Below are 26,087 nucleotides of genomic sequence, written 5' to 3'. Positions count from 1 at the left end.
GCACCGGTGTGGTTTATCGCTGGGTACGTTCGAAACGTCTTAGCTGCTCATCACCACGTTTTACTGCGTTATTGAGTGCTGCCTGAGCGCCGACCTTACCGGCCCAGACCGCTTCCAGCTCTTCGTTGATGATGTCGCGGGTCTGCAGGTAGTTACCAAAGCGAATGCCTTTCGAGTTAGTAGTCGGCTCACTGGATGTCATCTGTAGTACAGCGGTGTCGGTTCCCGGATTAGCGCTATAGAAACCTTGTTGCTTTGTAAGCTCGTAAGCCGCTTTAGTGATTGGCAGATAGCCGGTGAACTGATGCCAGTCGGCCTGAACTTTCGGGCTGGAGAGGTAAGTAAAGAACTTGGCAACGCCCTGATATTCCTGCTCAGAATGACCACGCAGCACCCACAGTGACGCGCCGCCGATAATGGTGTTTTGTGGTTTTTCGACCAGTTCGGCATCGTAAGGCAGCTCTGCAACCCCGATGTTAATACCCTGCATATTTTCTTTGATACCGGCCAGGCTCGCCGATGAACCCATGGTCATGGCACATTCCTGGGTGTAGAACAGCGGCATGCCGTCTGACTGACGCCCGCCATATTTAAAAATGCCTTCTTTTGACCATTTGCCCATCTCGTCGATGTGCTTAACGAACGCCGCGCCATTGAATTTGAACTCGGTATCTAAACCGGCAAAACCGTTGTTTTGGCTGGCCAGCGCGATGTTGTTGCGGGCGCCGAAGTTTTCAATTTGGGTCCAGGACTGCCAGGTGGTGCTAAAGCCACATTTAGCGCCCGATGCCAGTAGTTTGCGCGAGACACTTTCCATCTCCTGCCAGGTCTTGGGCGGTGCCTGAATGCCTGCTTTGGCGAACATATCCTGGTTGTAATACAGCACCGGCGTGGAGCTGTTAAACGGTAATGAAAGCATTTGGCCGTCGTTGCTGGTGTAGTAGCCGGTCACTGCAGCCAAGTAATCATCCGGGTTAAACGGCTCTTTGGTATCGGCCATCAGCTGATAAACCGGATACACCGCTTGTTTCGCCCCCATCATGGTCGCGGTACCGACTTCAAACACCTGAACAATGGCCGGTTGCTGTTTTGCCCTGAAGGCGGCAATTGCACTGGTCATTGTCTCGGCATAGGTGCCTTTGTAGACAGGTTTGATCTCGTATTCTGACTGGCTGGCGTTAAAGTCAGCGGCAATCTGATTAACTTTGGTTCCCAGAGCGCCGCCCATGGCGTGCCACCATTCAACCTCGGTTTTTGCCTGGGCCTGAGCACTGAGCAGCGCCGCCGCCACCGCAAATCCGGCAAGGTGTTTTATAGCCATACTGATTCCTTTTGATTGGGATAACTTAAACCGATCGTCTTCTCGTGTTTGTTGCAACCGATCTGTTTTCTTAAAGACAGATTGTCAGCGGGCGGATGTTCATTTCCGTTGTTTTTCAGCTCCCGGCAACATGAAATGAACATTAAAAGGGTTAGATGACGCTCTGGTGACAGTAAAGTGAACTTAATTGAACATCTTGAAGAACAACGCTGAATTGCACGGTGTAATCAAAGCGTCATTGAGCGCTGGGATAGTTCATCTGAAAAGAAGTGAACAAGATGGAAATTGAATGATGGAAGAGAAACTGAAAATTACCGCGCATCGTGGACTGTCCAGTATGGCGCCGGAGAATACTCTGGCCGCAATGCGTAAAGCGATTGACCTTGGCTGCGAATGGATTGAGATTGATGTGCAGTTGAGTGCGGACCATATTCCGGTGGTTATCCATGATAAAACCGTTAATCGCTGTACTAACGGCCAGGGACGAGTGAAAGAGTTAACCTGGCATCAGTTAAGACTACTGGATGCGGGGGTATGGTTTGGTGACGAGTTTGCCGGAGAACATATTCCGACGCTGCAAGAGACGTTGGATCTCGTCACTAAGGCCGGAGTGAAGCTCAATATTGAGCTCAAAGTGTATGCGGACGATGAGATTGATCTGCTGTGTGAAAAAGTGGTGCAGGTGATTGAACAGATGGAAATAGAACCGTCGCAAATCCTGTTCTCCGGCTTTAACTCCACTGTGCTGACAACCATGCAGAACTATTTACCGGATGTGCGCCGTGGTCAGCTTTGGCAGTCGATTCCTGCTGATTTCGCGGCGGTATTGCAACATATCGATGCCTACAGCGTACATTGCGATTATCGTTTCCTGACGGAGCAGCAAGCGCGTCAAATCAAACAGCTTGGCTATCAGCTGTTCTGTTACACACCTAATTTTCCGCAGTTAGTGCAGGCGCACTGGCAGTGGGGCGTGGATATGATGATCAGTGATGTGCCGCAAAGCTATCGCGCGCTTTTGCTGCAGCGTGAGCCAGAGCTGGCACTGAATGACTGACTTATCCGTCCGTCAGCAAAGCATTATCGAACTGATTCAGCAGCAGGAGTACTGCTCGATTGATGAGTTGGCGCAGCGGTTTGCCGTCACCACCCAGACGATTCGGCGCGATATCAATGAACTTTGCCAGCTCGGACTGACCCGGCGTCATCACGGAGGCGTGGGGTTGCCTGCGACGTTGAGCAATCGCAGTTATACGTCCCGTCAGGTGACTAATCAGGCGCAAAAGCAGGCGGTAGCTGAACAGGTAGTTGCGGCTATCCCTGATGGCAGCACGCTGTTTCTCGGCATTGGTACCACGATCGCATTGATTGCGCAGAGTCTGACCCAACACCGGGAACTCAGAGTGGTGACCAATAATTTTGAGGCCGCGCATATTCTGTCGCAGTATGAGCAGATAGAAACCTGGATCCCGGGAGGGCGGATCCGTAGTAACGATCGTGATGTGGTCGATGGTGCTGTGGAGCTGTTTTTCGCCCAGTTTGTCGCCGATATTGCGATTGTGGGGTGCGCCAGTGTGACTGAAACTTGTCGCGGCTGAAGATTCAAGTTCGGCGCAGGTACCGGCCAGGCAGACTTTTGCTATGGAGCATGAGCTGCGTGAAGCCAATGTCAGCCGCGCCATTTTAGCCAATGCACAGCAAAAATGGCTGGTGGCAACACAGAGTAAGTGGCAGCGTAAAGCCAATACTAAGGTAGTTCCGCTCAGCGCGTTTGACCGCATATTCAGCAGTTAAAATGCGCGATTGCATCGCCGCAGCTAAGCGCGGATAACAGTCAGGCCACCTGAACAGGTGGCCTGAAACTTTGAATGAGTGCAAGCAGCCGGGCGATTTAAAACAATAAGCGCTCAGGCAATTTTGTCAGTCGCAAAGCTGTGGGTTGGATTGACGATCTCATCCTGGCCCAGCACGGTCATCAGTTCCCACTCGCCATGCGCCTTGGTCACTTCCATGACGCCGTAAACCGCATTGTTGGTATGCGAGAAGGCTTCAAGCGGAGAAAGCCCTTTGACCAGACACGCGGTAAAGATGCCGCTGATCAGGTCACCCACGCCGACCGGTGCTTTGTCAAAAGGCAGCTCCGGACGCTGAATCAGATAGCAGCCTTCTTCCGTGGCCAGGATTGAACTGAACATCTCATCTGAAATTGAGTGCAAGTGTTTCACCAGTACCACTTTAGGTCCCAGTTCAAGCGCTTTATTACAGGCGGCGATCGCCTCGTCCAGCGAATGAATCTCCATACCGGTAAAGGCGGTCAGTTCAAACTGATTGGGCACAATGACATCGGCGATAGGCATCAGGTTCTGAATTAACTGTTCGGCAACGCCATCGGAGACAATACAGCCTTTCTTCGGATCGCCCATCACCGGGTCACATACATACAGTGCCGCTTGGTTTTGCTGCTTAATCTGTTTGACTGCGTCGGCAACAGCCAGGCACTGCTCGGCACTGCCCTGATAGCCGGAAATGATCGCCTGACACTCGGCAAGCTGACCAATGTTATTCAGACCTTGGATCAGAGTGGAAATATCATTGGAATCAAAACTCTTCCCGGTAAAGCCTTGCGGATACTGGGTGTGGTTGGAAAACTGAACCGTGTGAATCGGCCACACTTCTAATCCCATACGTTGAATCGGGAAGACGGCAGAACTGTTGCCTGCATGACCAAATACCACATGACTCTGGATGGATAAGATTCCTTTCATGACTCTCTCTGTTAACTAACGATATTGACGCAACCTGAAGCGGGTGCCGTGACTTATGGCACCTAAACATACCCTCAAACGCAGTAGTGTCAAACGCTATCTTAGGTGCTGAGTGAGATTGGCTGTAAAAGTCACCATTTGAGTGATTTTATCTCCACTGTGTACTGCTGAGGTTGGCGGAAAATACAGCAAATTTCACGAGTTTGAACTAAGTAAACGTTTGCCTGGCGGTTTGGAATGAAATAGAACTTGCCGCCCACTCTTAACGTATGGGTTCGTAGAGTAGGTAAAGTAAGTCTCCTCTGTAGGCAACTATGTGAACGATACTTGTACGAAATTCATTAACTTGAAATTAATTCATAATCCTTATGAGTAAACCCACCTTGCTCGTGTGCGCACATCAAGTGAATATGCAGACTTCCGGACGTATTTATGTCTCATGTTGTATATCAGCCTTGTTTTGCTTTTTGAGGATAGTAGCCATGACCCAGTTAGCCGCGGATCCACGCAGTCGTATTGACGAGTCACCAATGACCTGGATGCAGGTTGTGATTGTCGCCATCACGGTACTGTTCAGTGCTGTTGATGGCTTTGATGTACTGGCAATCAGTGTGTCCGGCTCTGGCATTATGGCCGAGTTTGGTCTTGATCGCGCAGGGCTTGGCGCCGTGCTGTCGATGGAACTGCTCGGAATGGCGCTGGGTTCTATTTTGCTCGGTGGCGTGGCGGATAAAATAGGCCGTCGCAAAATGGTACTGGGTTGTTTGGCGGTGATGACCAGCGGCATGTGGTTGGTGGCTCACGTTGAGAGTATCGAAATGCTGTGCGCCTGGCGGGTTTACACTGGTCTCGGTATTGGCGGGTTGCTTTCAACCACTAATGCGGTGGTGGCGGAGTTTTCTAATAAGAAGCAGCGCGGTTTGTGTATTTCTCTGATGGTGATTGGTTACCCGCTGGGCGGTATCATCTGCGGTCTGATCGGCAGTGTGGTGCTTGAAGCGGGTGCGGTAAACTGGCGTGATATGTTTTTAGCCGGCGCGGTGATTTCAGTCGTGATGATCCCGCTCAGCGCCCTGTTACTGCCGGAGTCGGTGGAATGGCTGTGCCGCGTCCAGCCTAAGCAAGCTTTGGCACGTGTTAATCAGGCGCTGATAAAAATTGGTCATGCACCGGTACAGGCGCTGGCACGTAAACCGGCGGCAGAGCACAAAGCGTCAATCCTGGATATTTTTTCGCGAAAATTGCTGGTCGCGACACTGCTGATGACGCTGGCCTACCTGTTTCAGATGATCACTTTCTACTACGTCCTGAAATGGACGCCGACCATCGTAGTGCAGATGGGGATTGGCGCAGCATCCGCCGCTGGTGTACTGTTTTGGGTCAATGTCGGTGGTGTGCTGGGCGGATTGCTGTTTGGTCTGCTCAGTCAAAAAATCGGCCTTAAACCACTGACCATTGCGATTCTGGTCCTGACGTCAGGCGCGGTGACCTTGTTTGGCCGCGCTGAAACCGCAGTTGGCTCAGCTTAGCATGTTAGCGGCGCTGGCGGGCTTTTTTGCCAACGCGGGGGTTTCGGGCATTTATACTCTGGTGGCGTATGTTTTTCCGACCCATGTTCGCGCGACCGGTACCGGATTTGTGATTGGTGTTGGCCGGGCCGGCGCCATTATCGCCCCTTGGCTGGCGGGTATTCTGATGCAGCAAGGAGTGGATGATGGTAGCGGATTAACCGAAGTATTATCCTATGTGGCATTACTGATGGGGCTGTGTTCGTTGATCGCTGCAGCAGCGCTGTTGTTTCTTCCATATCGCCAGCGGGCAGATAGCGCCCGGCAAAGTCAGGCGGAACTGGTTGAAACTGTCTGAATCCATATGAGCAAAGCCTCCTGAAAGGGAGGCTTTATGATTTGCAGAAGTTGACTGGGTGCAGAAGTTAACCGGCTACGACGGCTAAGGGAATGAGACACAACGTTCGGTCTCGCTCCAATTGGTAGAATTGCTGGTGATGTTCGTGACACAGAAGCTGAACGTAATACCGCCTTTTGCTGAGTATTGTGAGGTAAAAACGGCATTACCTGTACTGTCTGTCACCTGAGTAACGGATGTATGGCTGTCGACGTCAAAATCGCCTTGTACCACCGCGCCGTTGACTGGATTACCCAGATTATCTCTGACAGTGACAGTAACCCGCCCCTGTTTGCTGCCTTTGCCAGCATTGACGGTTTCGGCCAGTAGTGCAGTGACAGAGTGGGTTACGGCAATGATCGGAGTGGAGTCGTAGTTCACCGCTGCCAGCATATTGACCCGGCCATAAATTGACCAGGCATGAAAGTTCTGGCCGAGCGCTCCAATCGGGTCGGCACTGCCTTCAATTGCGGCGCGAATTTCCGTGTTAGTTAACTGCTGATACTGAGCGGCCATCACGGCGGCAACGCCTGCCACATGAGGCGCAGCCATCGAGGTGCCGGATTTATAATCGTAACAATCACTTGGGTCATCAGCAGGCTGGCCACAAGCACCACCCGGAACGGTCGACAATATGGCGGTTCCCGGTGCCAGAACCGATACCCAGTGACCAAAAGTGGAGTAGGCGGCCAGATTGTCATGATAGTCCGTTGCGCCAACAGCGATCACTTCATCATAGCCGGCAGGATAATAGACCTCTGACGAATAAGCATTGCCTGCTGCGCCAATGATCACGAGCCCTTTGTCCCAGGCATATTTTATCGCTGCGCCTAAGGTTGACGAAACTTCTGTGCCTGCCAGGCTGATATTGATGACCCGGTACAGTCCGGAGTCAGCAACATAAGTCAGTGCGCTCGCAACGTCCGCATCCTCGCACTGACTGATGATAATACCAAGCCACGCCAAACTGATGTCTTCCCAACATACTTTCATCGCACCGATTTTTGCTTGCGGTGCAACGCCAGCGATACCGATGCCATTGTTTGTGGTTGCAGCAATAATCCCGGCCACATGAGTACCGTGGCCGAGAACGTCTTCCGGGCCGGAACCATGCGAGGCAACGAAGTTGATTTCTTCAATGCATTTACCGGCTAAATCAAGGTGAGTACAGGTGACTCCACTGTCAATTACCGCCACCGCAACCTCAGTCTGATTACTTGCCGCGCTCCAGCCCTCCGGTGCGTTAATGTCTGCATTTGTTGTACCTTGATAAGCGGGGACAATTAAATTTCCTAATGCATCCGCTACGGCGCCAAACGCCTGACCCGTGTTGTGCAGGCCATACTGCTGATCAAAATTGTTTTCAATATTCAGCCCGGGTTCGCTGCCTTCGTTGGTGGCTGGAAAATAGAGTGGCCGGACATAGTTAGGTTTCTGCATAGACAACATTGGGATTGTTGCTGTATAGCGCAATGGCAGCGGAGACCGACCCTTTGGGGACTTGCACTACGTCCACCTCAATGGATTCAATGTGATTTCTCACGTTGCCCTGAGCCTGGGCATGGGCTGAGCGTTTCGAGTCTGCTGCTACACCGGGCTTAAACTTCACTAATACAGTATCTTCAGAAGCTCGGGTCTGTAATGCCTGAGATGGTTGGACGGCTTGGATATGCAGAGGTAGCACAGCCAAGACAAATGCCAACAAGAGTGAACGGGTTAGTATGAAAGCGTGAGAAAACATAAGTTATCCTTAGCTTGAATAAAACAGGGCTGTTGACTGATGGACGGTACGGCTCCGAATCAGCGGGTTTATTGATTAACTTTAGACATTGCCGGTCAGTTATTCGAACCCGATTAAGGCCGCTCAGGCCTTGTACTGCATAATGTTTCTGTGATTCAAATATTTAAATGATAAAACTATAACTAATATTTTTTGTGATCAGTTTGATGTTTAGCAGCCGAGGATGAAACTCGGCCTTTTTGCTGGTTCAGTCTCCGCGAAATGGCTTTGCTCGGTACATTTACCTGACTCGGTTTTCGCTCCGAAAGCAGTCGTTGGTTGATAATCTTTGTGATTGACCGCAGTACCATTTATCGGAAAATCAACTACATTGATTACATTAATCGGTGTGCTCAATTAGGTATTCAGTGAACAAATACGCATTTAAAGGACTGTTGTTTTCGTTGCTCATGGTCGCGATATTGTCTGTGGTTACTTTTATGGCGTATCAGTTTCAGGAAGAAAAGCAGCAGGAATTCGCCCGAGACATCCTGCAAAACTCCGAGATGGTGACCTCACAAATCATTGCTGTACTGGATGAGGCCGATGCACTGGGCGGAAGGGGTTGCGAAGATGAGAATCTTAATGCGCTCAGAAAGTTGGTACACCAAAACTCAGAAATCTATGACATGGGTTACATCGATGGTATTCAGGTGTCCTGCACGGCGAACTGGGGCGCTTTTACACCCGTAGAGATTGAGGCCAAAGAGGTATCCGCTTTTAAGGGTTACCGTTTCTACTCTGATGCGTCCAATCTGTTTGATCTGAATGACAAATACAATATCACGATACTGAACAACGTTTTTACGGTCAGTCTGGCGACGCCGTATACACGTAAAGTGCGTCAGATGCCGGATTTTGAGTTTGATGTTACCTCGCCCAGAAACAATCACGTTTTCATTGCTTATTCTCCTTCCAATCTTGATGGTGAAGCGTTCGGAATCGAGTTAGACACCAATATCTGCAGCCAGAAATACAGTTACTGTGTGAATACCCATAATCCTAATGCAGGGCTGTTTTACTACTCCGGCAAAGTGATTTTGGGCGTTACCGTGATTTGCGGGCTGTTTTGCTGGTTGCTGACTTATTCGTTCTGTGCGTTTTTGCAGAGGCGCAATGCGATGGAAGTGCGCTTTCGTCATGCGCTCAGGCAGCAGACACTCTATATGGAGTATCAGCCGATTGTTTCCGTTGCCGACAACCAAATCATCGCGGTGGAAAGTTTGGTGCGCTGGGAAGACAAAGTGTTTGGTAAAGTGTCGCCGGAGCTGTTTATCCGTATTGCGGAAAAGCTTGGTCTGTATCCGCAGCTGGCTTATTTTACTGCCCAGCGAGCCATCGTTGATATGGCGCCGGTACTGAAAGAACTGCCGCATTTTTCCGTGGGGATCAATATCGGAACGTTTGAAATTCAGGACCCGCAATTTTTGCCGTTTCTTAAGCGCTTGGTGGATGAGCAAGGTTTTTTACCAGAACAGCTGAAGATTGAAATCACGGAACGTATTGCGGTACCGCTGAAAGAGCTGGCGGATTTCTCCAATCAGGCCCGGGCGATGGGTTTTATGGTGGTTTCTGGACGATTTTGGCACCGGCGTATCGAATCTGGTGTGGCTGACCGAAATCGACTTTGATTACATTAAAGTTGACCGGGTATTTGTCAATGCACTGAACTACGATCTGAAAAAAGATATGGTGTCACCGGTTATGGAATTGGTGACCAGCCTGCAAAAAGAAGTGGTGTTTGAGGGAGTAGAAACTGAACGCGAATACCACATGATCCAAAAGCATTGCCCGACCGCATTTATCCAGGGCTGGTATTTCTATAAATCGATGTCTTTCTATGATTTGCTTAAGTTGATCAATCACAGAGGGTGAGGCAACGAAGGGATAGCCATGAAGCTATCCCTTTTGCTTTGCGTAACAGCAAATACAGCGAGAGTTTAGCGGACACGAATCCAGTGCAGATGAGAGTGAACCTGTTTGCCGCCGGAAATAAACGGGATTTGGGTGCTCAGTCTGAGATCGTCACCGTCTATTTGAACTGTGCGTGGTTGGGTTTGTCCGGTCCAGTTAGGGTACAGTGAAAGAGACATGGTGTGGCTCAGTGAGTGAGTGTCATCATCGACAAAGTATGGGCCCGAATAAGCGATGTAAGAGCCGGCCTGAGTGGCCAATTCCTGCGCTGACGCGTTGAAGCGATCTTCTGAGGCGAAATCAGGGCGGTTTACACTGCATAGCTGAGCTGACATGTAGCCATCGGGTGTATACAGAATCAGCCCCTTAGGTGTTTTGCCAAAGGGATAATTAGGCTCTGAACCGTCAAGCGGTTTTTCGACATAAGAGACCAGGCGCCAGGTGCCGATCAGCTGTTTACGTAATGGGGTTGGGCTCATGTTTTACTACTCCGGTTCACTCTGTACTCAAAACACGATCTTCTTGTCGCTTATATTCACCTTACCTTTCGCTTCTGCTATCGAACAAATTGTTTATTATTATTAAAGTTATAAATAATTTGGATGACTTATGGATCTGAGCAGAATTGATCTTAACTTGTTGGTTTCATTAGATGTCCTGCTGGCTGAGTGTAATGTTACCCGGGCCGCGCAGCGGCTGCATCTCAGTCAGCCAGCTATGTCGGCTCAGTTGGCTCGATTAAGGGAGCTGTTTGACGATCCGTTATTAGTGCCGCTGCAACACCGGCGCGGCATGACCCCTACCAGGCGGGCGTTGATGCTGCAGCAGCCTCTGCAATCGGCGTTGAGAACGCTGGGAAGCGTGGTCGACACGGAGCTGAGTTTCGATCCGCAAACCGATCAACGTCATTTTCATGTAGCCATGTGCGATGGTGCCGCAGCCTTGCTCAGTGCATCTCTAATTGCCCGTATGGCTGAGCAGGCCGGACCCGGGATCAAATTAACCTGTAGCATCAGTTCACCCGCGCAGACAGGCAGTGAAATGGAGCTGGGTATTTATGATCTTTTGGTCGAATCAGTGCGTGAACTGCCGGACGGACTGGAATCGGTCGTACTGAGTCAGACTCCGTTTGTGATGGTGCAGCGTAAGGGACATCCACGAGGCATCAAACCGCTGGATATTAAAACCTACTGCGAGTTAAAACATGTCGTTGTATCACCGCAGCGTGAGCGTTTTCGTGGTTATATGGACGACTATCTCGATGCCATGGGGCTGCAACGACCGGTTATGGTGGCCGTACCGCAAGCTGCAATGGTTCGTACGATTCTGCTTAGTTCGGATTATGTGTGCACGCTACCGGATTTATTGTTGCAGCAGAGTGAAGATTCACTGGACACATTTAGTCTGCCGTTTGCCGCTGAAAGCTATCAACTGGCGCTGGCCTGGCACCCGCGCAACAATCTTGACCCGGGGATGCTCTGGTTACGCAGTTTGGTTACATCTTTGCTCGACGCTGCAACGGCTTCGTCAGATTAGATTAAGTTCCGGCCGATCCGCCAGACATTCACCCAGAGCAGAAAATGGTTGTGCGAATCATCACTTAGACAGCCTGTTACTTAGTTCGCCTAACAGTTAGTCAATCTCTTCGCCAAGCACGGTGACCAGGCATTTTAAGAACTCGGCCGGCGCCGGGCCAAGCTGACGGCCTAAGCGGGTAAATACCACTGAGTCTGTGTTATTGAGGTGTTCGTTATCGAGCGCCAGGCTATCGAGTGAATTATACCAGTCCGGCATACTTTTCAGCATGAAATTTGGCATGATGGTGACTCCGCCATTCGCGGCGTAGCAGTGCAGAGCTGTCAGGTTGTTGCTGATGACGTTGGGTGTCAGAGTGACGCTGACTTCTTTTTCTACCTCTTCAATCAGTTGTCTGACGCCATGAGCCAGATCCGGCAGTGCGATGGGATACTTTTTCAGCGCTTCCATCGATAAAGGCTGGGGTTCCAGGCGCAAGGGATGGTTTTTACCGACCGCGACGATCATCGGATGTTTGGAGGAGTAATGGGTACGCATTTTAGGATGCTGAGGTGGGTTAAACACAACACCGATGTGGGCATCGTCATCCACCACCTTCCGCAGCACGTCATTACCACTGTGCACCGAGAGAATAATCTTAATCTCCGGATACCGCTCGGCGAAACTTACACATTGCCTTGGCGACGACGTTAATGAATCCCTCACCGATGGCCAGCTCTATGGTCCCGGTTTGCAAACCACGCAGTGATTTGAGGTTATCAAGCAGCACTTCCTGTTGAATCAAGTAGCGTTTGTAATAACTCAGCAACTGCTCACCGGCTTCTGTCGCTTTAATACCACGCCGGTGACGTTCGATCAGAATCGTATCAATTTCCTGCTCCAGTTGGCTGATTTGGCGACTGACCGCTGAGGGGGCAATGTTTAGAAAATCGGCTGCCGCCCGAACACTGCCATGTTGCACGGCTTCGTAAAAAAACTTAATGCGACTCTCTTGTAAAAAGCTCATAGACCACCGTTTTCTGTGTTGCCGTTAAAGCAACAAATTTTGAAATTAGGTTTATTGTTAGGAACACAGGCTCTATTTATACTCCAAAACAACCTGAAGTCACCCATTTTATTAACAATTTGGTAGCACTTCTTTTTCAAAGTGATGGTCGATGTATGGTTACCTGCATGGCGGGTGAGCGGGAAGCTTGCACTTTAGTCAGCGACAGCGGGCGCTTTATCGTCATCACAAGGATAACCAGCTTAAGGATAGAGATATGAAAGTAGGCGTGATTGGTTTGGGCAATATGGGCGCCGGCATGGCCGCGACTCTGGCCGGCAAAAATCAGACGGTTTTCGGTTATGACTTGTCAGCTCAGGCTCTGGAGAAAATCGCCGCGCGCGGAGTGACACCGGTGGCGGAACTGGGCGAATTTACCCGCTTGTGTGATGTGATTATTTTGTCTTTACCGAAAGCGGAACACGTTGAGCAACTGTGCCTGGGCGAGCAAGGTCTGCTGAGTTTTGGTAAACCGGGACTTATCGTGGTGGATACCACGACATCAGAAGCCGATGTCAGCCGCAAAGTCGCCAGCGCACTGAAAACGGCCCGGATTGATTTCATCGATGCACCGGTTTCCGGAGGCCCGGCGGGCGCGGCGTCCGGCACCATGAGCATGGTGTTAGGCGGCGAAGCCAGTGTGGTTGAAAAAGTGATGCCGGTACTGGAAAAAATCAGCTCTGTTCAGGTTCATATCGGCGATGTCGGTGCGGGTAATATCGCCAAAATTGCCAACAACATGTTGTGTGCAGCCCATTTGATTACCAATGCGGAAGTGATCAGCATGGCGGTCAAAGCAGGCGTTGATCCGCACAAAGTTCTGGAAGGCGTCAATGCCGGTTCCGGCCGCAGTGGTGTCAGCCAGGTCAACTTCCCGAAATGGATTCTCAATCAGGCCTACGACTCCGGTTTTACTATGGGGCTGATGCGCAAAGACGTTGGTCTGGCGCAAAAGCTGGCCGATGAGCTTGATCTTGCGATGCCACTCTCGCGCACGGTGATTGAAATGTGGCAGCAAAGTGACGCGTTAACCGATCAGGATGATTTCAACGCGATCGTCAAACAATCCGATAACACTACGTTTTAAGCAAGGAAGATCATATGACGTATCAACAATTAAGCGCGGCTTTGGAGCAATATCTGGGCAGCGAGCAAATCGGCAGTTGGGTCAATGGCGCGATTGTACTCGGTAAGGGCGAGACTATCGACCTGGTTCAAGCACATGATGAGAGCGTGCTGCTTTCTTATTCGGATGCGGATGAAGAGCTGGTGGCAACGGTGGACGAAGTGGCCAAGGTTGCCCAGCAAGCCTGGTGGCAGTTACCGGCGAAAGAGCGCGGGCGGGTAATGAACCGCATTGGCGCGGAGCTGCGCCAGGAAGCTGAGCAACTGGCCTGGATTGAATGTCTGACGGCCAATAAACCGTTTGGTAATGCCAAAGGTGAGATCATCGCGGTTGCGGAAATGTTTGAATACTACGCGGGCTGGACCGATAAACTGCATGGTGAAGTGATTCCGGTCCCGACCTCACATCTTAACTATGTTAAATATGAAGCGATCGGCACCATCATGCAGATCACGCCGTGGAATGCGCCGATTTTCACCGCCGGATGGCAGGTCGCACCGGCTATTGCCGCCGGTAACGCAGTTATTCTCAAACCATCGGAACTGACTCCGGTCAGCTCGCTGATTCTGGGCGCTCTGATTGAACGTGCAGGTGCTCCAAAAGGGTTGGTAAGTGTGATTGCCGGTTACGGCCATACCATTGGTCAAAGCCTGATTGCCAAAGCGGATATCGGCAAAGTCTGTTTTGTCGGTTTCGCCCAATACCGGCAGCCACATTGCCAGCGCCGCGGCTAAACGTACCATTCCTTGTGTGCTGGAGTTGGGGGGCAAATCTGCCAATATCGTGTTTGACGATGCGGATCTCGATAAAGCGATGAAGGGGGCAATGTCCGCGATATTTGGCGGCTCGGGTCAGAGTTGTGTGTCTGGCTCACGCCTGCTGGTGCAGGAAACTATTTTTGATGCGTTTGTCACGGCTGTGGCGAAAGCGGCGCAGCAAATCCGGGTCGGTGATCCGACCGATCTGAGCAGTGAAATCGGCCCAATCAATAATGCCAAGCAGTATCAGCATGTCTCTAACATGCTCAATATCGCGGCGGATGAGGGCGCCACTGTGGTAGCCGGCACTGAGCCGAATCCCGATAAGCCGGGTTACTACATCAATCCGACTGTGCTCAAAGGCAGCAATGACATGCAGGTTGCGCAGCAGGAGATCTTCGGCCCTGTGGTGGTGGCGATTCCGTTTAAAGATGAAGCCGATGCTGTGCGTATCGCTAACGACAGTCAGTTTGGCCTGGCAGGCGCGGTCTGGACCAATAACGTCGGCCGTGCACACCGCGTGGCGGATAAAGTCAAAGCGGGTACATTCTGGATCAACAGTTACAAGACCATTCACGTCAGCTCACCATTTGGCGGCTACAAGCAGAGTGGTTACGGACGCTCTTCCGGGGTGGATGTACTGCGCGAATACAGCGAAGTGAAAAGTGTCTGGGTTGAAACCTCTGATTCACCGGCTTTCAGCTTCAATTACGGTACCGTAGAGGGTTAATAGTATGTCGATTTCTCAGTCCTTACTGGATGAGGTGATCGCATGGCGGCGCGAGCTCCATCAGTATCCGGAGCTCGGATTTGCGGAAGTAAAAACCTCACAACGTATTGCGGGTTTGCTGGAAAGTTTTGGTCTGCGGGTGGATGTCGGCATGGCCCAAACCGGGGTGATTGGTACTCTGAGTAACGGTGAAGGGCCGACGATTGGCCTGCGAGCCGATATTGATGCCCTGCCTTTCACCGAGCTGGGGCAGGCGGAACATAAGTCCTGCCATCAGGGCGTGATGCACGCCTGCGGACATGACGGGCATACCGCCATGCTGCTTGGTGCGGCCAAATACCTGAGTGAAACGCGCCAGTTTAAAGGCACCGTGCATTTTATTTTCCAGCCAGCGGAAGAGTTGCTCGGCGGCGCGAAAAGAATGGCAGACGAAGGGCTATTCCGCGACTATCCGATGTCAGCGGTGTTTGGTCTGCATAACTGGCCGGCTTTGCCTGCCGGACATGTTGCAGTTAATCCGGGGGCCATGATGGCATCCCTGGATACCTTTAAAATTACCCTGACCGGTAAGAGCGGCCATGCCGCCATGCCTGAGCAAGGGCTGGATCCTATCGTGTGCGGATCTGAATTGGTCTCGGCTTTGCAGACCATCACTTCACGTCGGCTGTCACCACTTGATAGTGCGGTGGTCAGTGTGACGCAGTTTCATGGCGGTGAGGCAACCAATGTCATTCCCGAAACGGTCGAGTTGCAGGGGACATATCGCTGCCTGGACAAGCAGGTGCGCAGCAAAGTCAAAGCGCTTATCGATGATATTGCCAACGGGGTATGCCGCACACACGGACTGGACTGTGTGTGTGAGTTTTTCGATGGTTACAGCGTGACGGAAAATCACCCGCAGCAGGCACGCCAGCTCTATGACGTGGCCTGCAGCACCTTGGGGGCGGACCAGGTGCACTGGAATATTGCGCCGTCGATGGCATCGGAGGATTTTTCCTGCATGCTGGAACATTGTCCCGGCGCTTATTTCTGGCTCGGGGCCGGTGAATCTTCACGTCCGCTGCATAATGCCTATTACGATTTCAACGATACGATTGTTGAGTCCGGGATTCGTGTCTGGAAAACTCTGATTGAAACCCTGCTCAAATAGTCCTCTCAAAGCGGGTTCTGGTTGCGGCCGAAACCCGCTTGTTTCTTGTCAATACCTGCCATCTTTCTTCTCAGAATACGCGCCACTCTCTTTTCTGAATATCCATCTTATTTTTTGCCTCTTTGCCGCACGCCGGCCCTGTTTTTCCTCTCAGCACACAGAGTAGGCTGCCGTTTGTCAATCTCAGACAGGAGCTCTGCCTCGTTTAATGTCTTATCACTTTCTGCTCATCGGTGGTGATAGTGGGCGAGTTCTTTGAAGCTAACCTGTCCCGAATGGTTGTCTTCTCGAAATGACTATCTGTCTGTAATGGCTATCTGACAAATGTTACAACGTCAGCGTGAGCTGTTGCGCTTTGAACTTATAGCTGGATAAGAGGAATTTAGTCTCATTTGGGTTTGTGTTTTTATCTTTATGTTTTTAAAGGATTTATTTTTATTTTTAGTGTTGCCTTTTTGATAACAATAAACCGTTATTAATAGAACACATTGTGTGCTGTAATGAATTTGTGAACCGAATGTTTCATTGGATGAACAATAACTCAAGGAGAGTGAATTATGGTGAGCAAAGATTTATTAAAGCTGTTACTGAACTGGCGGCTGCACAGTCTGGTGCTGGTGGCGACGGTTGCCTCTGAGCTAATCGGGATTCAGAGTATTCCGGTTGGCGGCGCGAAACTACTTTTTCTTCCTCTGTTCTACGCCTTTATTTTGTGCTTATTCGTCAACCCCAACATTACCCGCTTTTCCGGTAAGTTAATTACTAAGAAGCAGGCCAGTGTCGCGACCTACATTATCACTATCGGTATTCTGCCGTTTATTGCCAAATTCGGCACTTTGATTGGACCGGCGTTACCGAAAATTCTCGATTCCGGTCTGGCGATGGTGATGCAGGAGCTGGGTAACCTGGCCACCATGCTGATTGCGATGCCGGTGGCGGTACTGCTGTTCAAAATGGGGCGTGAATCGATTGGCGCGACGTATTCCATTGCGCGCGAACCTAATATTGCGGTTGTGTCAGACAAATATGGCCTTAAAAGCAGCGAAGGGGTGGGCGTAATGGGGGTTTATGTTATGGGCACCATGTTCGGCACGATTTACTTTGCCCTGATGGCGGGCTTTCTGGCCACAACCGGCTGGATTGATCCTAAAGCGCTGGCCATGGCGTGTGGTGTCGGTAGCGGCAGCATGACGGCGGCGTGTTCAGGTACATTGGCGGCAGCTTATCCAGACATTAAGGATGATATTCTGGCCTTTGCCGGCGCAAGTAACCTGCTGACTAATGCAACAGGTTTGTACGTGGCGATCTTTATCGCCCTGCCATTTGCAGAGTGGTACTACAAGCGCCTGGACGCGATGCGCGCCACCACTCAGGCAAAGACGTCAGTCATTTAAAGGAGGAGATGACCATGAATGCAAGCGAAATGGAATTTAACAATCCGGAACAAACCGTACTGGGCTTTAAAGAAAATGTCATTCTGGCGGTGATTTTCTGTGGCATTGCCTTGATGAGTAACTGGGCGGGAACCGGTAACAGTTTCCTGGCCGCGCTGCCCGGTATGCTGATGCTGTTTGCGATGATTATTGTCGGTATGGGACTGAAAAAGCTGATTGGCGGTCCGCTGCCGGTGGTTGCCTGGGTATCCATTGTCAGTGTGTTACTGACGCTGCCCGTTTTTCCTTACTCGGAGTTTATTCTGGGCTATATGCAGAGCCTGAGCTTTTTGTCACTGGCAACACCTGTGCTGGCCTATGCGGCGATGGCGGTGACGCACATGGAGGTGAAACTCTTTAAGCAGTCAGGGATTAAAATTGCCATCGTCTCTGTGCTGGTGTTTACCGGAACTTATGTGGGTTCCGCGTTGGTGGCGGAGGCCTTTTTGTAATACCTGATTTGCTATCACTGTTTCCTGTATGAAAGGATACCCGCGCAGTTTGGGGTATCCTTTTTTTTCGTTTAGACTTCGTCAAATCTGTGGGATGGATGAACCGAAGATGATCGCGGGCAGGGTGTCATCTTCGGCCATCTCTCATCACGTTTTAATCGAAGCTGTAGCTTGCCGTCAGACCAACGCCATAGTTGCGACCCGGTGCGGGTTTCGTAGTAGCGGCCGTAGGTATCGTTGACGCTGACATTACCGGAGTAATTACGGTCAAACAGGTTATCGACGCGTACAAAAGCGTTGAACAGCCATTGGTCAAGCTCATATTTGTAGCCGCTGCTCAGGGACGACACCGCGTAAGAGGAGAGGTGCTCTGAGTTGTCATCGTTGACATAAGTGCGGCCAATAAACTGAACGTCGGCTTTACCGTACCAGCCCACCTGCGGTTGATAGCCCAGAGACGCATAGCCCACCTGGCTGGCTACGCCCGGCAGGTAGTTATCGCTCAGATTGTTGCATCCGCTGTCATCACATTGGTTATCGCGGAACTTCGCTTCGATATAAGACCAGGCCAGCATCAGTTGCCAGTCATCCATAAAACGCTGCTGATAGGCGGCTTCAACGCCACGACGGCGGGTCTTGCCTGCGTTGGTGTAGGTTGTACGACCATTGGCGCTGTCATCGACGATGATTTCGTCATCGGTATCGGTCTGGAACAGGGCGAAGGTCAGCAGACCGCCATCGACGGCTTTCTTGGTACCGACTTCCAGGGTGGTATTCGTGGAAGGTTGCAAATCCAGATTCAGACCACCCAGACCGGCGTTGCTGTACGAAAGTTCGGTGATGGTCGGGGTTTCGAAACCACGCCCAATCGAGGTGTACACGTTCCAGTCAGGGCGGATATCGTATTGCAACGAGGCGGCCGGCAGCCATTCGTGGTAGCTGGTGCTACCGCTGTCATCACCGTTATCCGCGGTGATGTACTGGTCGTTCGAGTCGAAGTAAACCGAGCTGTAACGCAGGCCGACATCGAGACGCAGTGCCTGAGTCAGTTGCCAGGAGGTTTGCACATACGGGTCGAGGTTCCACATCAGGTTACGCTCTTTACGACGCAAATCGCCTTTCACCCCTGTGGTATAGTCGCCGCCGTTTTCTACGTAGTTTTCGTAACCGCGACGATGCTCTTGCATATTTTCATAATCGAAACCGCTGGTGACGGTGAACGGCACACTAAATGTGTCGTTACTGTGGGTCCAGCGGGTATCAATCCCTTGATATTCACGGGTCAGGTCGACCACCCCGCCGGCATGCAGTGGGTTGTTTTCCTGCGTTGCATAGGGGATCGCCTGGTATTGATTCATTTTACGTTCACCGGCATAGCCGGTCACGCTGAGTTGGTCGTTGTCGGTCAGTTCACGCTCGTAGCGCAGGCCGACCTGAGTCTGATTGATATTCTTACGCGTGTTGTAGGTATAAACCGCATCACGGGCCTGACTTGGATTATTTTTCCAGTCACTACGGTTTAGTGTGCCCGGATCGTAGGCATCCAGGTCAACGGTATTGAGGATCAGCGTCGCGCTGCTTTTATCATCAATAATGACATTGAGTTTGGCGTTAGCTATGTTCTTGTCTGCTGAGCTGTGATCGCGAAATCCGTGGGTCGCAAAACGGGTACCTGAAACAGTGTAATTCACGTCCCCCGGTTCGTAGCCGCTACCAATACTACCGGTCGCCTTCACCCCGTAGCGCCAGGTGCCATAACTGCCGTAATAGCTGCTCATTTCAACCCGGTTCGGTTGGGCGCCGGTTTCAGTTTCGATATTAATCACACCGCCGGAGGAGTTGCCGTACAACGCGGAAAACGGACCGCGCAAAACCGTCATACTATCAATGGAGCTGATATCGATATTTGAGGTTTGCGACTGGCCGTCCGGCATGGTTGCGGGAATACCATCGACATACATACGAATGCCGCGCACACCATATCTCGCCCGGGCACCGTAACCGCGAATAGAGATTTGCAGATCCTGAGCGTAGTTGTTGCGATTGCGGATCAGCAGACCAGGGATACCTGAGGTATTTTCTGACAGGTTTATGCCTGCACTGGCATCGCGTAATTCATCGCCATATACCACACTCAAAGCGGCGGGAGTGTCAAATTCTGACAGTTTTTGCGAAGAAGCGCTGATGACCATGGTTTCCATCGGCTCAGTGTCAGCACTTTTTTCATCGGCGGCCAGAGTGCCGAAGGCAGGCAAAAGCAATACCAGCATTCTGGTATCAAGATTGTTTCGTTTCATTGCTGTTCCGTTTCTGTTGGTGTTTTAGGTTGTCACCCAGACAAAGCGGCAGTTTAATTATGCACATCAGTGTATAATGTGTCTAAATTTAAAACAGTCAGTATTAATGCGCGTTAAACTGTCGACAGAATGGTGTACGATATACCTGTCAGGTCATGTATCAAGAAAGAGAATTTAACGCCAATTAAACATTCCCTAACAAATCTGATTGTCTAAATCTACCGAACCGCTCATAATTATGTAACGAAGTGTAAAAGAATTACAGAGAAAAATTACATTCCAACCTAGGAGAATTCACGTCATGCCTGAAAAACCTGTTCAGCCAACACCGAAGTTAAAACTTTGGAGTTGGCTAATGGCGATTATCCTGGCTTGTGTTGGCCTGTTCTTTACTATAGCAGGTGCCAAGCTAGTCTCATTGGGAGGTAGCCTTTACTTCCTCATCGCCGGTATCATCACTCTTATTTCTGCCATTCAATTTTTCCGAGTCCGTTCCTCTGCCGTGACTGTTTTTGGTCTTGTTTTCATCGGAACACTCATCTGGGCTTTAGCCGATGTCGGCATTGACTTCTGGCCGCTGGTTTCACGTCTTATGGTCCCTGCTGGCCTGATGATGTTGGCTCTGGTGACCTGGCCGTTTCCTGCGCGCCAGTGAGAGTAAGTCGCCTTGCAGCAAGCCATCTTTTACCGTTGCTGGTGTGATTCTGGTATCTATGGTGGCAACTCTGGTCAGCATGTTCCAGCCACACCCGACGGTTGATAACGGCAGCGAGTTACCTCTGATCCCTGTGACCAAGGAAACTCAGCAGAAAAACTGGGAACACTATGGCAACACGGTTGAAGGCAGCCGTTTTGTCGCGCTGGATCAGATCACACGTGATAACGTTAAAGATCTGAAAGTCGCCTGGACTTACCGCACCGGTGATATCGCCTACAGTAATGGTAACGGTGCTGAAGATCAGCAAACACCACTGCAAGTGGGCAACCGTATCTTCCTGTGTACGCCGCACAACAATGTTATCGCGGTAGACGCCGATTCAGGTAAAGAGATCTGGAAGCATGAGTTTAACGCTCAGGCACAGGTCTGGAACCGCTGTCGTGGTGTGACTTATTTTGATACCACGCGTCCGGTTCAGCAGCCAACGGTTCCTGGTTCCACTCCGGTGAAAACCATGGATGTGGCGGCAGAATCTCAGTGTCAGCAACGCATCATCATGAACACCATCAATGCCGAGCTGGTTGAACTGGATGCCAATACCGGTGAGCTTTGTACCAGTTTTGGTGACAACGGTATGGTTGATCTGAAAAAAGGCATGGGTGATGCTGAAGATCCGACTTATCAGCTGACCGCGGCACCGACCTTGGCCGGTACCACGATTGTGATTGGCGGCCGTGTTGCCGATAACGTGCAAACCGATATGCCTGGTGGTGTTATGCGTGGTTTTGACGCATACACTGGTGAAATGCGTTGGGCATTTGACCCGCGTAACCCTAACCCGAATGCAGAACTGCAGGAAGGTGAAACCTACAAACGCAGCTCTGCTAACTCATGGTCAGCAATGTCGTATGATCCGGCGATGAACACCGTGTTTATCCCAATGGGTAGCCCGTCAGTTGACTTGTGGGGGGCCAACCGTACTGAGCTGGACCACAAATACTCAACCTCGGTGCTGGCACTGGATGCGACAACCGGTAAAGAGAAGTGGGTATACCAGACAGTTCACAACGACCTTTGGGACTTTGACGTTCCAATGCAGCCAAGTCTGATCGATTTCCCGATGGAAGACGGTTCGACTAAACCTGCGGTGATCGTTGGTACTAAAGCCGGTCAGATCTTCGTGCTGGATCGTCAGACTGGTCAGCCACTGACGAAAGTGGAAGAGCGTAAAGTTAAAGTCGGTGATATCCCGAACGAACAGTACTCTGAAACTCAGCCATTCTCGGTAGGTATGCCGCAAATTGGTGCGCAAACACTGACCGAGTCGGACATGTGGGGTGCAACGCCATTTGACCAACTGATCTGTCGTATTCAATTCAAATCAATGCGTTACGATGGCCTGTTCACAGTTCCGGGCACTGACCTGTCACTGAGCTTCCCTGGCTCTCTGGGCGGGATGAACTGGGGCAGCATGTCGTTTGACCCGAATAACCAATACGCATTTGTGAACGATATGCGTCTGGGTCTGTGGGTACAAATGATTAAGCAAGATACCAGCAACGCGGAAGCAAGCAGTGGTGGTGAAGCGGTCAACGCCGGTATGGGTGCGGTGCCTCTGAAAGGTACGCCGTATGCCGTGAACAAAAACCGCTTTATGTCACCTCTGGGTATTCCGTGTCAGAAACCACCATTTGGTACGCTGTCTGCGATTGATCTGAAAACTCGTCAGGTTGTGTGGCAAGTGCCTCTGGGTACAGTACAGGATACCGGTCCGTTCGGTATTAAGATGAAAGCTCAGATTCCGATTGGCCTGCCAACACTGGGCGGTACGCTGGCGACTCAGGGTGGCCTGGTATTTGTGGCTGGTACTCAGGATTACTACCTGCGTGCATTTGACTCTGCGACTGGTGAGCCAGTGTGGAAAGCGCGTCTGCCGGTTGGTAGTGGCGCGACACCAATGAGCTATGTTTCACCAGAAACCGGTAAGCAGTACATCATCATTACCGCCGGTGGCGCACGTCAGTCACCAGACCGTGGTGACTACGTGATTGCTTACGCATTGGATGACTAAACACATCTGAATCGTTGAAGTGATAGCAAAGCCAACCTTAACCGGTTGGCTTTTTTTGTCTGTTTTGCCTGGCTATTTTGTGGTTACTGACGGCGAATATAAACGGATTGGCCAGAGGCTTGAGGAGAGTGGGGCTGGTATCGCGATGTAATCGGCGGGCCGTCACGGTTTTGTCATTGACTTGTCATATATCTTATATATGCTAATCCATATATGCGGTATTTCGCATTTGTTTGTTGGCTGTCGCAGCCCAAATGCAATATCGACTGACTATTATTATGACTCTCTAACATTAGGCCAAGGTATTCGCCATGTCATTACCTAATATCGATGAATCCCAGTTTCATCTTCCCCAGCCATCGCAACTTTCTGCTCCTCGTTCAACTCACGCTCCGCGTATTCTTCTCATGTACGGCTCACTGCGAGAGCGTTCATACAGTCGCCTGGTGGTGGAAGAGTGTGCACGTTTGCTTGAGAGCATGGGTGCTGAAGTGAAAGTCTTTGATCCGCAAGGTCTGCCTTTGCCGGACAGTGTCGATGCGAGCCACCCTAAAGTCTCGGAGTTGCGTGAGCTGGTCACCTGGTCAGAAGGGCAGGTATGGTGTTCCCCGGAACGGCATGGCTCTATGACTGCCATCATGAAAGCACAAATTGACTGGATCCCGCTTTCAATCGGTGCGGTGCGCCCAACCCAGGGTAAAACACTGGCAGTGATGCAGGTATGTGGCGGTTCACAATCGTTTAATGCGGTGAATCAACTGCGTGTCTTAGGGCGCTGGATGCGGATGATCACCATTCCGAACCAGTCTTCGGTGGCAAAAGCGTTTCTGGAGTTTGATGACGAAGGCCGGATGAAACCGTCGGGTTACTACAACCGTATCGTTGATGTGATGGAAGAGCTGATGAAGTTTACCTGGTTGACGCGTGACAACAGTGATTATCTGGTGGATCGATATTCAGAGCGGGTTGAAAGTGCTGAGCAACTGATGCAGCGCGTTAACCAAAAAGAGATTTAGGAGCAAATCGATGGGACTTTTTGAACGTTATCTGACTGTTTGGGTCGGTTTAGCAATTATTGGTGGTATTGCGTTAGGCAGTGTGGCGCCAGATGTGTTTGCCGCCATCGCCGGGCTGGAATATGCGCATGTGAACATCGTGATTGCGCTGCTGATCTGGCTGATGATCTTCCCGATGATGGTGCAGATCGACTTCTCCTCAATCAAGGATGTGGGGAAAAAACCGAAAGGGCTGGTATTGACTCTGGTCATCAACTGGCTGATTAAGCCGTTTACCATGGCGCTGCTGGGCTGGCTGTTTTTCAAAGGTCTGTTCTCGGACTGGGTTGACCCGCAAACTGCGAGTGAATACATCGCCGGGATGATTTTGCTGGGTGTCGCGCCTTGTACTGCAATGGTGTTTGTCTGGAGTCAACTGACCAAAGGCGATGCCAACTACACTCTGGTACAGGTGTCGATTAATGACATCATCATGATTTTTGCCTTTGCACCGATCGCCGGCTTCCTGCTCGGGGTGACTGATATTACCGTACCGTGGGATACGCTGCTGTTGTCAGTGGTACTGTATGTTCTGATCCCGCTGCTGGCAGGTGCCTTTGCGCGCCAGAAACTGGATAAAGCCAATGACCACTCACGGCTTAACAGCTTTCTTGCCACAATGAAACCGTGGTCGATTGTCGGCCTGCTGGCAACGGTTGTGCTGTTGTTTGGTTTCCAGGCTGAAACCATATTGCAGCGTCCGGAAGCCATTCTGCTCATCGCGATTCCACTGCTGATTCAGACTTACAGCATCTTTGCCATTGCTTACTGGGCGGCGAAGCGCATGCAATTACCGCACAATGTTGCTGCACCGGCCTGCATGATTGGCACATCGAATTTCTTTGAACTGGCGGTCGCCGTTGCCGTCTCTCTGTTCGGACTGCACTCGGGCGCGGCCCTGGCAACCGTGGTTGGCGTGCTGGTGGAAGTGCCGGTTATGCTGTCTCTGGTCTGGTTTGCCAATCGCACCCGCCATTGGTTTGGTCCTGTTACTGCATCTTCGGAGCAATCAAAATGATCGTAATTCACCACAATCCTGAATGTGGCACATCACGTAATGTGCTGAGCATTATTGAACAAGCTGGCTATAAGCCGGAAGTGATCGAGTATCTTAATGAGGGCTGGACCCGCCCGCAGTTGCTGGCGTTGTTTGCCGCTGCCAACCTGACACCGAAAAGTGCGCTGCGCACCAGTAAGTCGCCGGCTAAAGAGCTGGGTCTGATGGAAGAAGGCGTTAGCGACGAGCAGATTCTGGCAGCCATGCTGGAGCATCCGGTGTTGGTTAACCGCCCGATCGTATGCAGTGAGAAAGGCGTTAAGCTGTGTCGCCCGAGTGAACAGGTACTGGATCTGCTCGAGCAATGGCCACCAGGCCCGCTGTATAAAGAAGACGGTGAGCTGATCATTGATGAGCAAGGCAACCGCGTATAAGTGCGGTTGCGTCACCGCGGGTCAGTTTCCCCGTTGACTAGAGACAAACAAAACCGCCCTGGGCCTCTTATTGGCGTCAGGGCGGTTTTTTATTTCACGCTATCTGTAACCTGACAGCTTCCTTTGCGTATCAAAGCGCTACTTTCTTCACCATCCCTGCCTCAGCATGGCCAGGAATATTGCAGGCAAATTCGACATCGCTGTCACCGTGAAAATGCCACATCAACTGCTTTGCCTTCCCTGGTTGTACGGTCACGGTACTGCCGGAATCGTGCATATGATGATCATTCATACCTTTCATCATTTCACGATGCTTGAGTTGTTCAGCGGCTGAGCCGATGGAAAATTCATGGTCCATCTTGCCGGTATTCATGATGACAAACTGCACCACGTCATTGGGCTCAATATCGACGTCTTTCTTGAACGTGACTTTCATATCATCGGAGAGCAGGACATGTACCACCTTATCTGGCTTGGCGCCTTGGGCCGGCATGCCGACCGCAGACATACCGTCCATATTCATCATGGCCGAGTGGTTCATTTTGCTGTTATCCGTCATCATTGCATTGTGGTCCATACCAGTGTGAACAGTATCGTTACTGGCCAGTGCATACCAGGAAGTCAGGCCAAGTGTGATTGCCAGAGCGAGAGTCTTCATCG

General features: G+C 51.0%; 28 protein-coding genes. 19 read left to right on the top strand and 9 right to left on the bottom strand.

The genetic code is table 11. The features are described from left to right. Positions 1–13 precede the first annotated feature (13 nt). Positions 14–1,321: a sn-glycerol-3-phosphate ABC transporter substrate-binding protein UgpB gene (gene ugpB / locus ABDK09_17790; protein ID XAW88837.1), complete on the bottom strand. Its 1,308-nt coding sequence runs from the start codon at positions 1,319–1,321 to the stop codon at positions 14–16. Between the two features lie 304 nt (positions 1,322–1,625). Between ugpB and ABDK09_17785 the strand changes: the two genes are divergently transcribed. The 3 genes from ABDK09_17785 to ABDK09_17775 are packed head-to-tail and all read left to right on the top strand — an operon-like array spanning position 1,626 to position 3,115. After that, the gene (locus ABDK09_17785; protein XAW90773.1) at positions 1,626–2,378 is read left to right on the top strand and encodes a glycerophosphoryl diester phosphodiesterase; all 753 of its coding nucleotides are present in this window, start codon (positions 1,626–1,628) and stop codon (positions 2,376–2,378) included. After that, positions 2,371–2,919, top strand: coding sequence for a DeoR/GlpR family DNA-binding transcription regulator (locus ABDK09_17780; protein XAW88836.1), 549 nt, complete (start codon positions 2,371–2,373; stop codon positions 2,917–2,919). The genes ABDK09_17785 and ABDK09_17780 overlap by 8 nt, the downstream gene beginning before the upstream one ends. 43 nt (positions 2,920–2,962) lie before the next feature. Beyond that, on the top strand, positions 2,963–3,115 hold the full coding sequence (locus ABDK09_17775) for a hypothetical protein (protein ID XAW88835.1): 153 nt from the start codon (positions 2,963–2,965) through the stop codon (positions 3,113–3,115). Positions 3,116–3,228: 113 nt separating this feature from the next. Here ABDK09_17775 and pdxY read toward each other — a convergent pair whose 3' ends face one another. Continuing rightward, positions 3,229–4,086: a pyridoxal kinase PdxY gene (gene pdxY, locus ABDK09_17770; GenBank protein ID XAW88834.1), complete on the bottom strand. Its 858-nt coding sequence runs from the start codon at positions 4,084–4,086 to the stop codon at positions 3,229–3,231. Positions 4,087–4,568: 482 nt separating this feature from the next. Here pdxY and ABDK09_17765 point away from each other — a divergent pair, with 482 nt between their 5' ends. Further along, complete coding sequence (locus ABDK09_17765) at positions 4,569–5,615, top strand: MFS transporter (protein ID XAW88833.1); 1,047 nt, start codon at positions 4,569–4,571, stop codon at positions 5,613–5,615. After that, positions 5,581–5,952, top strand: a complete 372-nt coding sequence (locus ABDK09_17760; GenBank protein XAW88832.1) for an MFS transporter — start codon at positions 5,581–5,583, stop codon at positions 5,950–5,952. The genes ABDK09_17765 and ABDK09_17760 overlap by 35 nt, the downstream gene beginning before the upstream one ends. An 84-nt stretch (positions 5,953–6,036) precedes the next feature. Here the strand turns inward: ABDK09_17760 and ABDK09_17755 are convergent, their stop codons facing one another. Together ABDK09_17755 and ABDK09_17750 are read right to left on the bottom strand one after the other, a co-directional pair. Continuing rightward, positions 6,037–7,431: a S8 family serine peptidase gene (locus ABDK09_17755; GenBank protein ID XAW88831.1), complete on the bottom strand. Its 1,395-nt coding sequence runs from the start codon at positions 7,429–7,431 to the stop codon at positions 6,037–6,039. Next, complete coding sequence (locus ABDK09_17750) at positions 7,418–7,600, bottom strand: hypothetical protein (GenBank protein XAW88830.1); 183 nt, start codon at positions 7,598–7,600, stop codon at positions 7,418–7,420. The genes ABDK09_17755 and ABDK09_17750 overlap by 14 nt, the downstream gene beginning before the upstream one ends. A 611-nt stretch (positions 7,601–8,211) precedes the next feature. Here ABDK09_17750 and ABDK09_17745 point away from each other — a divergent pair. Further along, a complete protein-coding gene (locus ABDK09_17745; GenBank protein XAW88829.1) occupies positions 8,212–9,402 on the top strand; it encodes an EAL domain-containing protein in 1,191 nt (396 codons plus the stop codon). Then, the gene (locus ABDK09_17740; protein ID XAW88828.1) at positions 9,377–9,646 is read left to right on the top strand and encodes an EAL domain-containing protein; all 270 of its coding nucleotides are present in this window, start codon (positions 9,377–9,379) and stop codon (positions 9,644–9,646) included. The genes ABDK09_17745 and ABDK09_17740 overlap by 26 nt, the downstream gene beginning before the upstream one ends. Positions 9,647–9,711: 65 nt before the next feature. Here ABDK09_17740 and ABDK09_17735 read toward each other — a convergent pair whose 3' ends face one another. Further along, positions 9,712–10,164 carry a lipocalin-like domain-containing protein gene (locus tag ABDK09_17735; GenBank protein XAW88827.1) on the bottom strand — a complete coding sequence of 151 codons (453 nt, stop codon included), beginning with the start codon at positions 10,162–10,164 and terminating at the stop codon, positions 9,712–9,714. A gap of 130 nt (positions 10,165–10,294) precedes the next feature. Here ABDK09_17735 and ABDK09_17730 point away from each other — a divergent pair, with 130 nt between their 5' ends. Then, entirely contained in the window at positions 10,295–11,221 is a 927-nt protein-coding gene (locus ABDK09_17730) for a LysR family transcriptional regulator (protein XAW88826.1), read from the top strand. A 96-nt stretch (positions 11,222–11,317) separates the two neighbouring features. Here ABDK09_17730 and ABDK09_17725 read toward each other — a convergent pair whose 3' ends face one another. Both ABDK09_17725 and ABDK09_17720 read right to left on the bottom strand, forming a co-directional pair. Beyond that, positions 11,318–11,845, bottom strand: coding sequence for a LysR substrate-binding domain-containing protein (locus tag ABDK09_17725; protein ID XAW88825.1), 528 nt, complete (start codon positions 11,843–11,845; stop codon positions 11,318–11,320). Positions 11,846–11,858: 13 nt separating this feature from the next. Continuing rightward, positions 11,859–12,227: a LysR family transcriptional regulator gene (locus tag ABDK09_17720; GenBank protein ID XAW88824.1), complete on the bottom strand. Its 369-nt coding sequence runs from the start codon at positions 12,225–12,227 to the stop codon at positions 11,859–11,861. A 187-nt stretch (positions 12,228–12,414) separates the two neighbouring features. On the opposite strand from ABDK09_17720, the gene ABDK09_17715 reads away from it, so the two are divergent. The 6 genes from ABDK09_17715 (at position 12,415) to ABDK09_17690 (ending at position 17,915) form a co-directional block, all read left to right on the top strand. Further along, on the top strand, positions 12,415–13,353 hold the full coding sequence (locus ABDK09_17715; protein XAW88823.1) for an NAD(P)-dependent oxidoreductase: 939 nt from the start codon (positions 12,415–12,417) through the stop codon (positions 13,351–13,353). A gap of 14 nt (positions 13,354–13,367) precedes the next feature. Next, positions 13,368–14,126, top strand: coding sequence for an aldehyde dehydrogenase family protein (locus tag ABDK09_17710; GenBank protein XAW88822.1), 759 nt, complete (start codon positions 13,368–13,370; stop codon positions 14,124–14,126). Beyond that, positions 14,077–14,880, top strand: coding sequence for an aldehyde dehydrogenase family protein (locus tag ABDK09_17705; protein XAW88821.1), 804 nt, complete (start codon positions 14,077–14,079; stop codon positions 14,878–14,880). The genes ABDK09_17710 and ABDK09_17705 overlap by 50 nt, the downstream gene beginning before the upstream one ends. A gap of 4 nt (positions 14,881–14,884) precedes the next feature. Then, positions 14,885–16,030 carry a M20 aminoacylase family protein gene (locus ABDK09_17700; protein ID XAW88820.1) on the top strand — a complete coding sequence of 382 codons (1,146 nt, stop codon included), beginning with the start codon at positions 14,885–14,887 and terminating at the stop codon, positions 16,028–16,030. Positions 16,031–16,587: 557 nt separating this feature from the next. Then, on the top strand, positions 16,588–17,424 hold the full coding sequence (locus ABDK09_17695) for a DUF3100 domain-containing protein (GenBank protein XAW88819.1): 837 nt from the start codon (positions 16,588–16,590) through the stop codon (positions 17,422–17,424). A gap of 14 nt (positions 17,425–17,438) precedes the next feature. Next, positions 17,439–17,915 (top strand): hypothetical protein, encoded by a 477-nt coding sequence (locus ABDK09_17690; protein XAW88818.1) that lies wholly within the window; start codon positions 17,439–17,441, stop codon positions 17,913–17,915. Between the two features lie 71 nt (positions 17,916–17,986). Here ABDK09_17690 and ABDK09_17685 read toward each other — a convergent pair whose 3' ends face one another. Next, the gene (locus tag ABDK09_17685; protein XAW88817.1) at positions 17,987–20,212 is read right to left on the bottom strand and encodes a TonB-dependent receptor; all 2,226 of its coding nucleotides are present in this window, start codon (positions 20,210–20,212) and stop codon (positions 17,987–17,989) included. 301 nt (positions 20,213–20,513) lie between these two features. On the opposite strand from ABDK09_17685, the gene ABDK09_17680 reads away from it, so the two are divergent. The 5 genes from ABDK09_17680 to arsC all read left to right on the top strand — a co-directional run bounded on the left by ABDK09_17680 (position 20,514) and on the right by arsC (position 25,427). Next, positions 20,514–20,867: a hypothetical protein gene (locus ABDK09_17680; protein XAW88816.1), complete on the top strand. Its 354-nt coding sequence runs from the start codon at positions 20,514–20,516 to the stop codon at positions 20,865–20,867. A gap of 43 nt (positions 20,868–20,910) precedes the next feature. After that, on the top strand, positions 20,911–22,941 hold the full coding sequence (locus ABDK09_17675) for a membrane-bound PQQ-dependent dehydrogenase, glucose/quinate/shikimate family (protein XAW88815.1): 2,031 nt from the start codon (positions 20,911–20,913) through the stop codon (positions 22,939–22,941). 311 nt (positions 22,942–23,252) lie between these two features. Beyond that, the gene (arsH, locus tag ABDK09_17670; GenBank protein ID XAW88814.1) at positions 23,253–23,957 is read left to right on the top strand and encodes an arsenical resistance protein ArsH; all 705 of its coding nucleotides are present in this window, start codon (positions 23,253–23,255) and stop codon (positions 23,955–23,957) included. Between the two features lie 10 nt (positions 23,958–23,967). Then, a complete protein-coding gene (gene arsB / locus ABDK09_17665; protein ID XAW88813.1) occupies positions 23,968–25,014 on the top strand; it encodes an ACR3 family arsenite efflux transporter in 1,047 nt (348 codons plus the stop codon). Beyond that, positions 25,011–25,427 carry an arsenate reductase (glutaredoxin) gene (arsC, locus tag ABDK09_17660; protein ID XAW88812.1) on the top strand — a complete coding sequence of 139 codons (417 nt, stop codon included), beginning with the start codon at positions 25,011–25,013 and terminating at the stop codon, positions 25,425–25,427. The genes arsB and arsC overlap by 4 nt, the downstream gene beginning before the upstream one ends. 130 nt (positions 25,428–25,557) lie before the next feature. Here arsC and ABDK09_17655 read toward each other — a convergent pair whose 3' ends face one another. After that, positions 25,558–26,085 (bottom strand): cupredoxin family protein, encoded by a 528-nt coding sequence (locus ABDK09_17655; protein XAW88811.1) that lies wholly within the window; start codon positions 26,083–26,085, stop codon positions 25,558–25,560. Positions 26,086–26,087: the final 2 nt, after the last annotated feature.

Origin of the sequence: Vibrio sp. CDRSL-10 TSBA, from assembly GCA_039696685.1 — a bacterium.
Lineage (GTDB): Bacteria > Pseudomonadota > Gammaproteobacteria > Enterobacterales > Vibrionaceae > Vibrio.
Note: the sequence above shows the minus strand (reverse complement) of the source record. Positions and strands in the feature narration are given on the sequence as shown.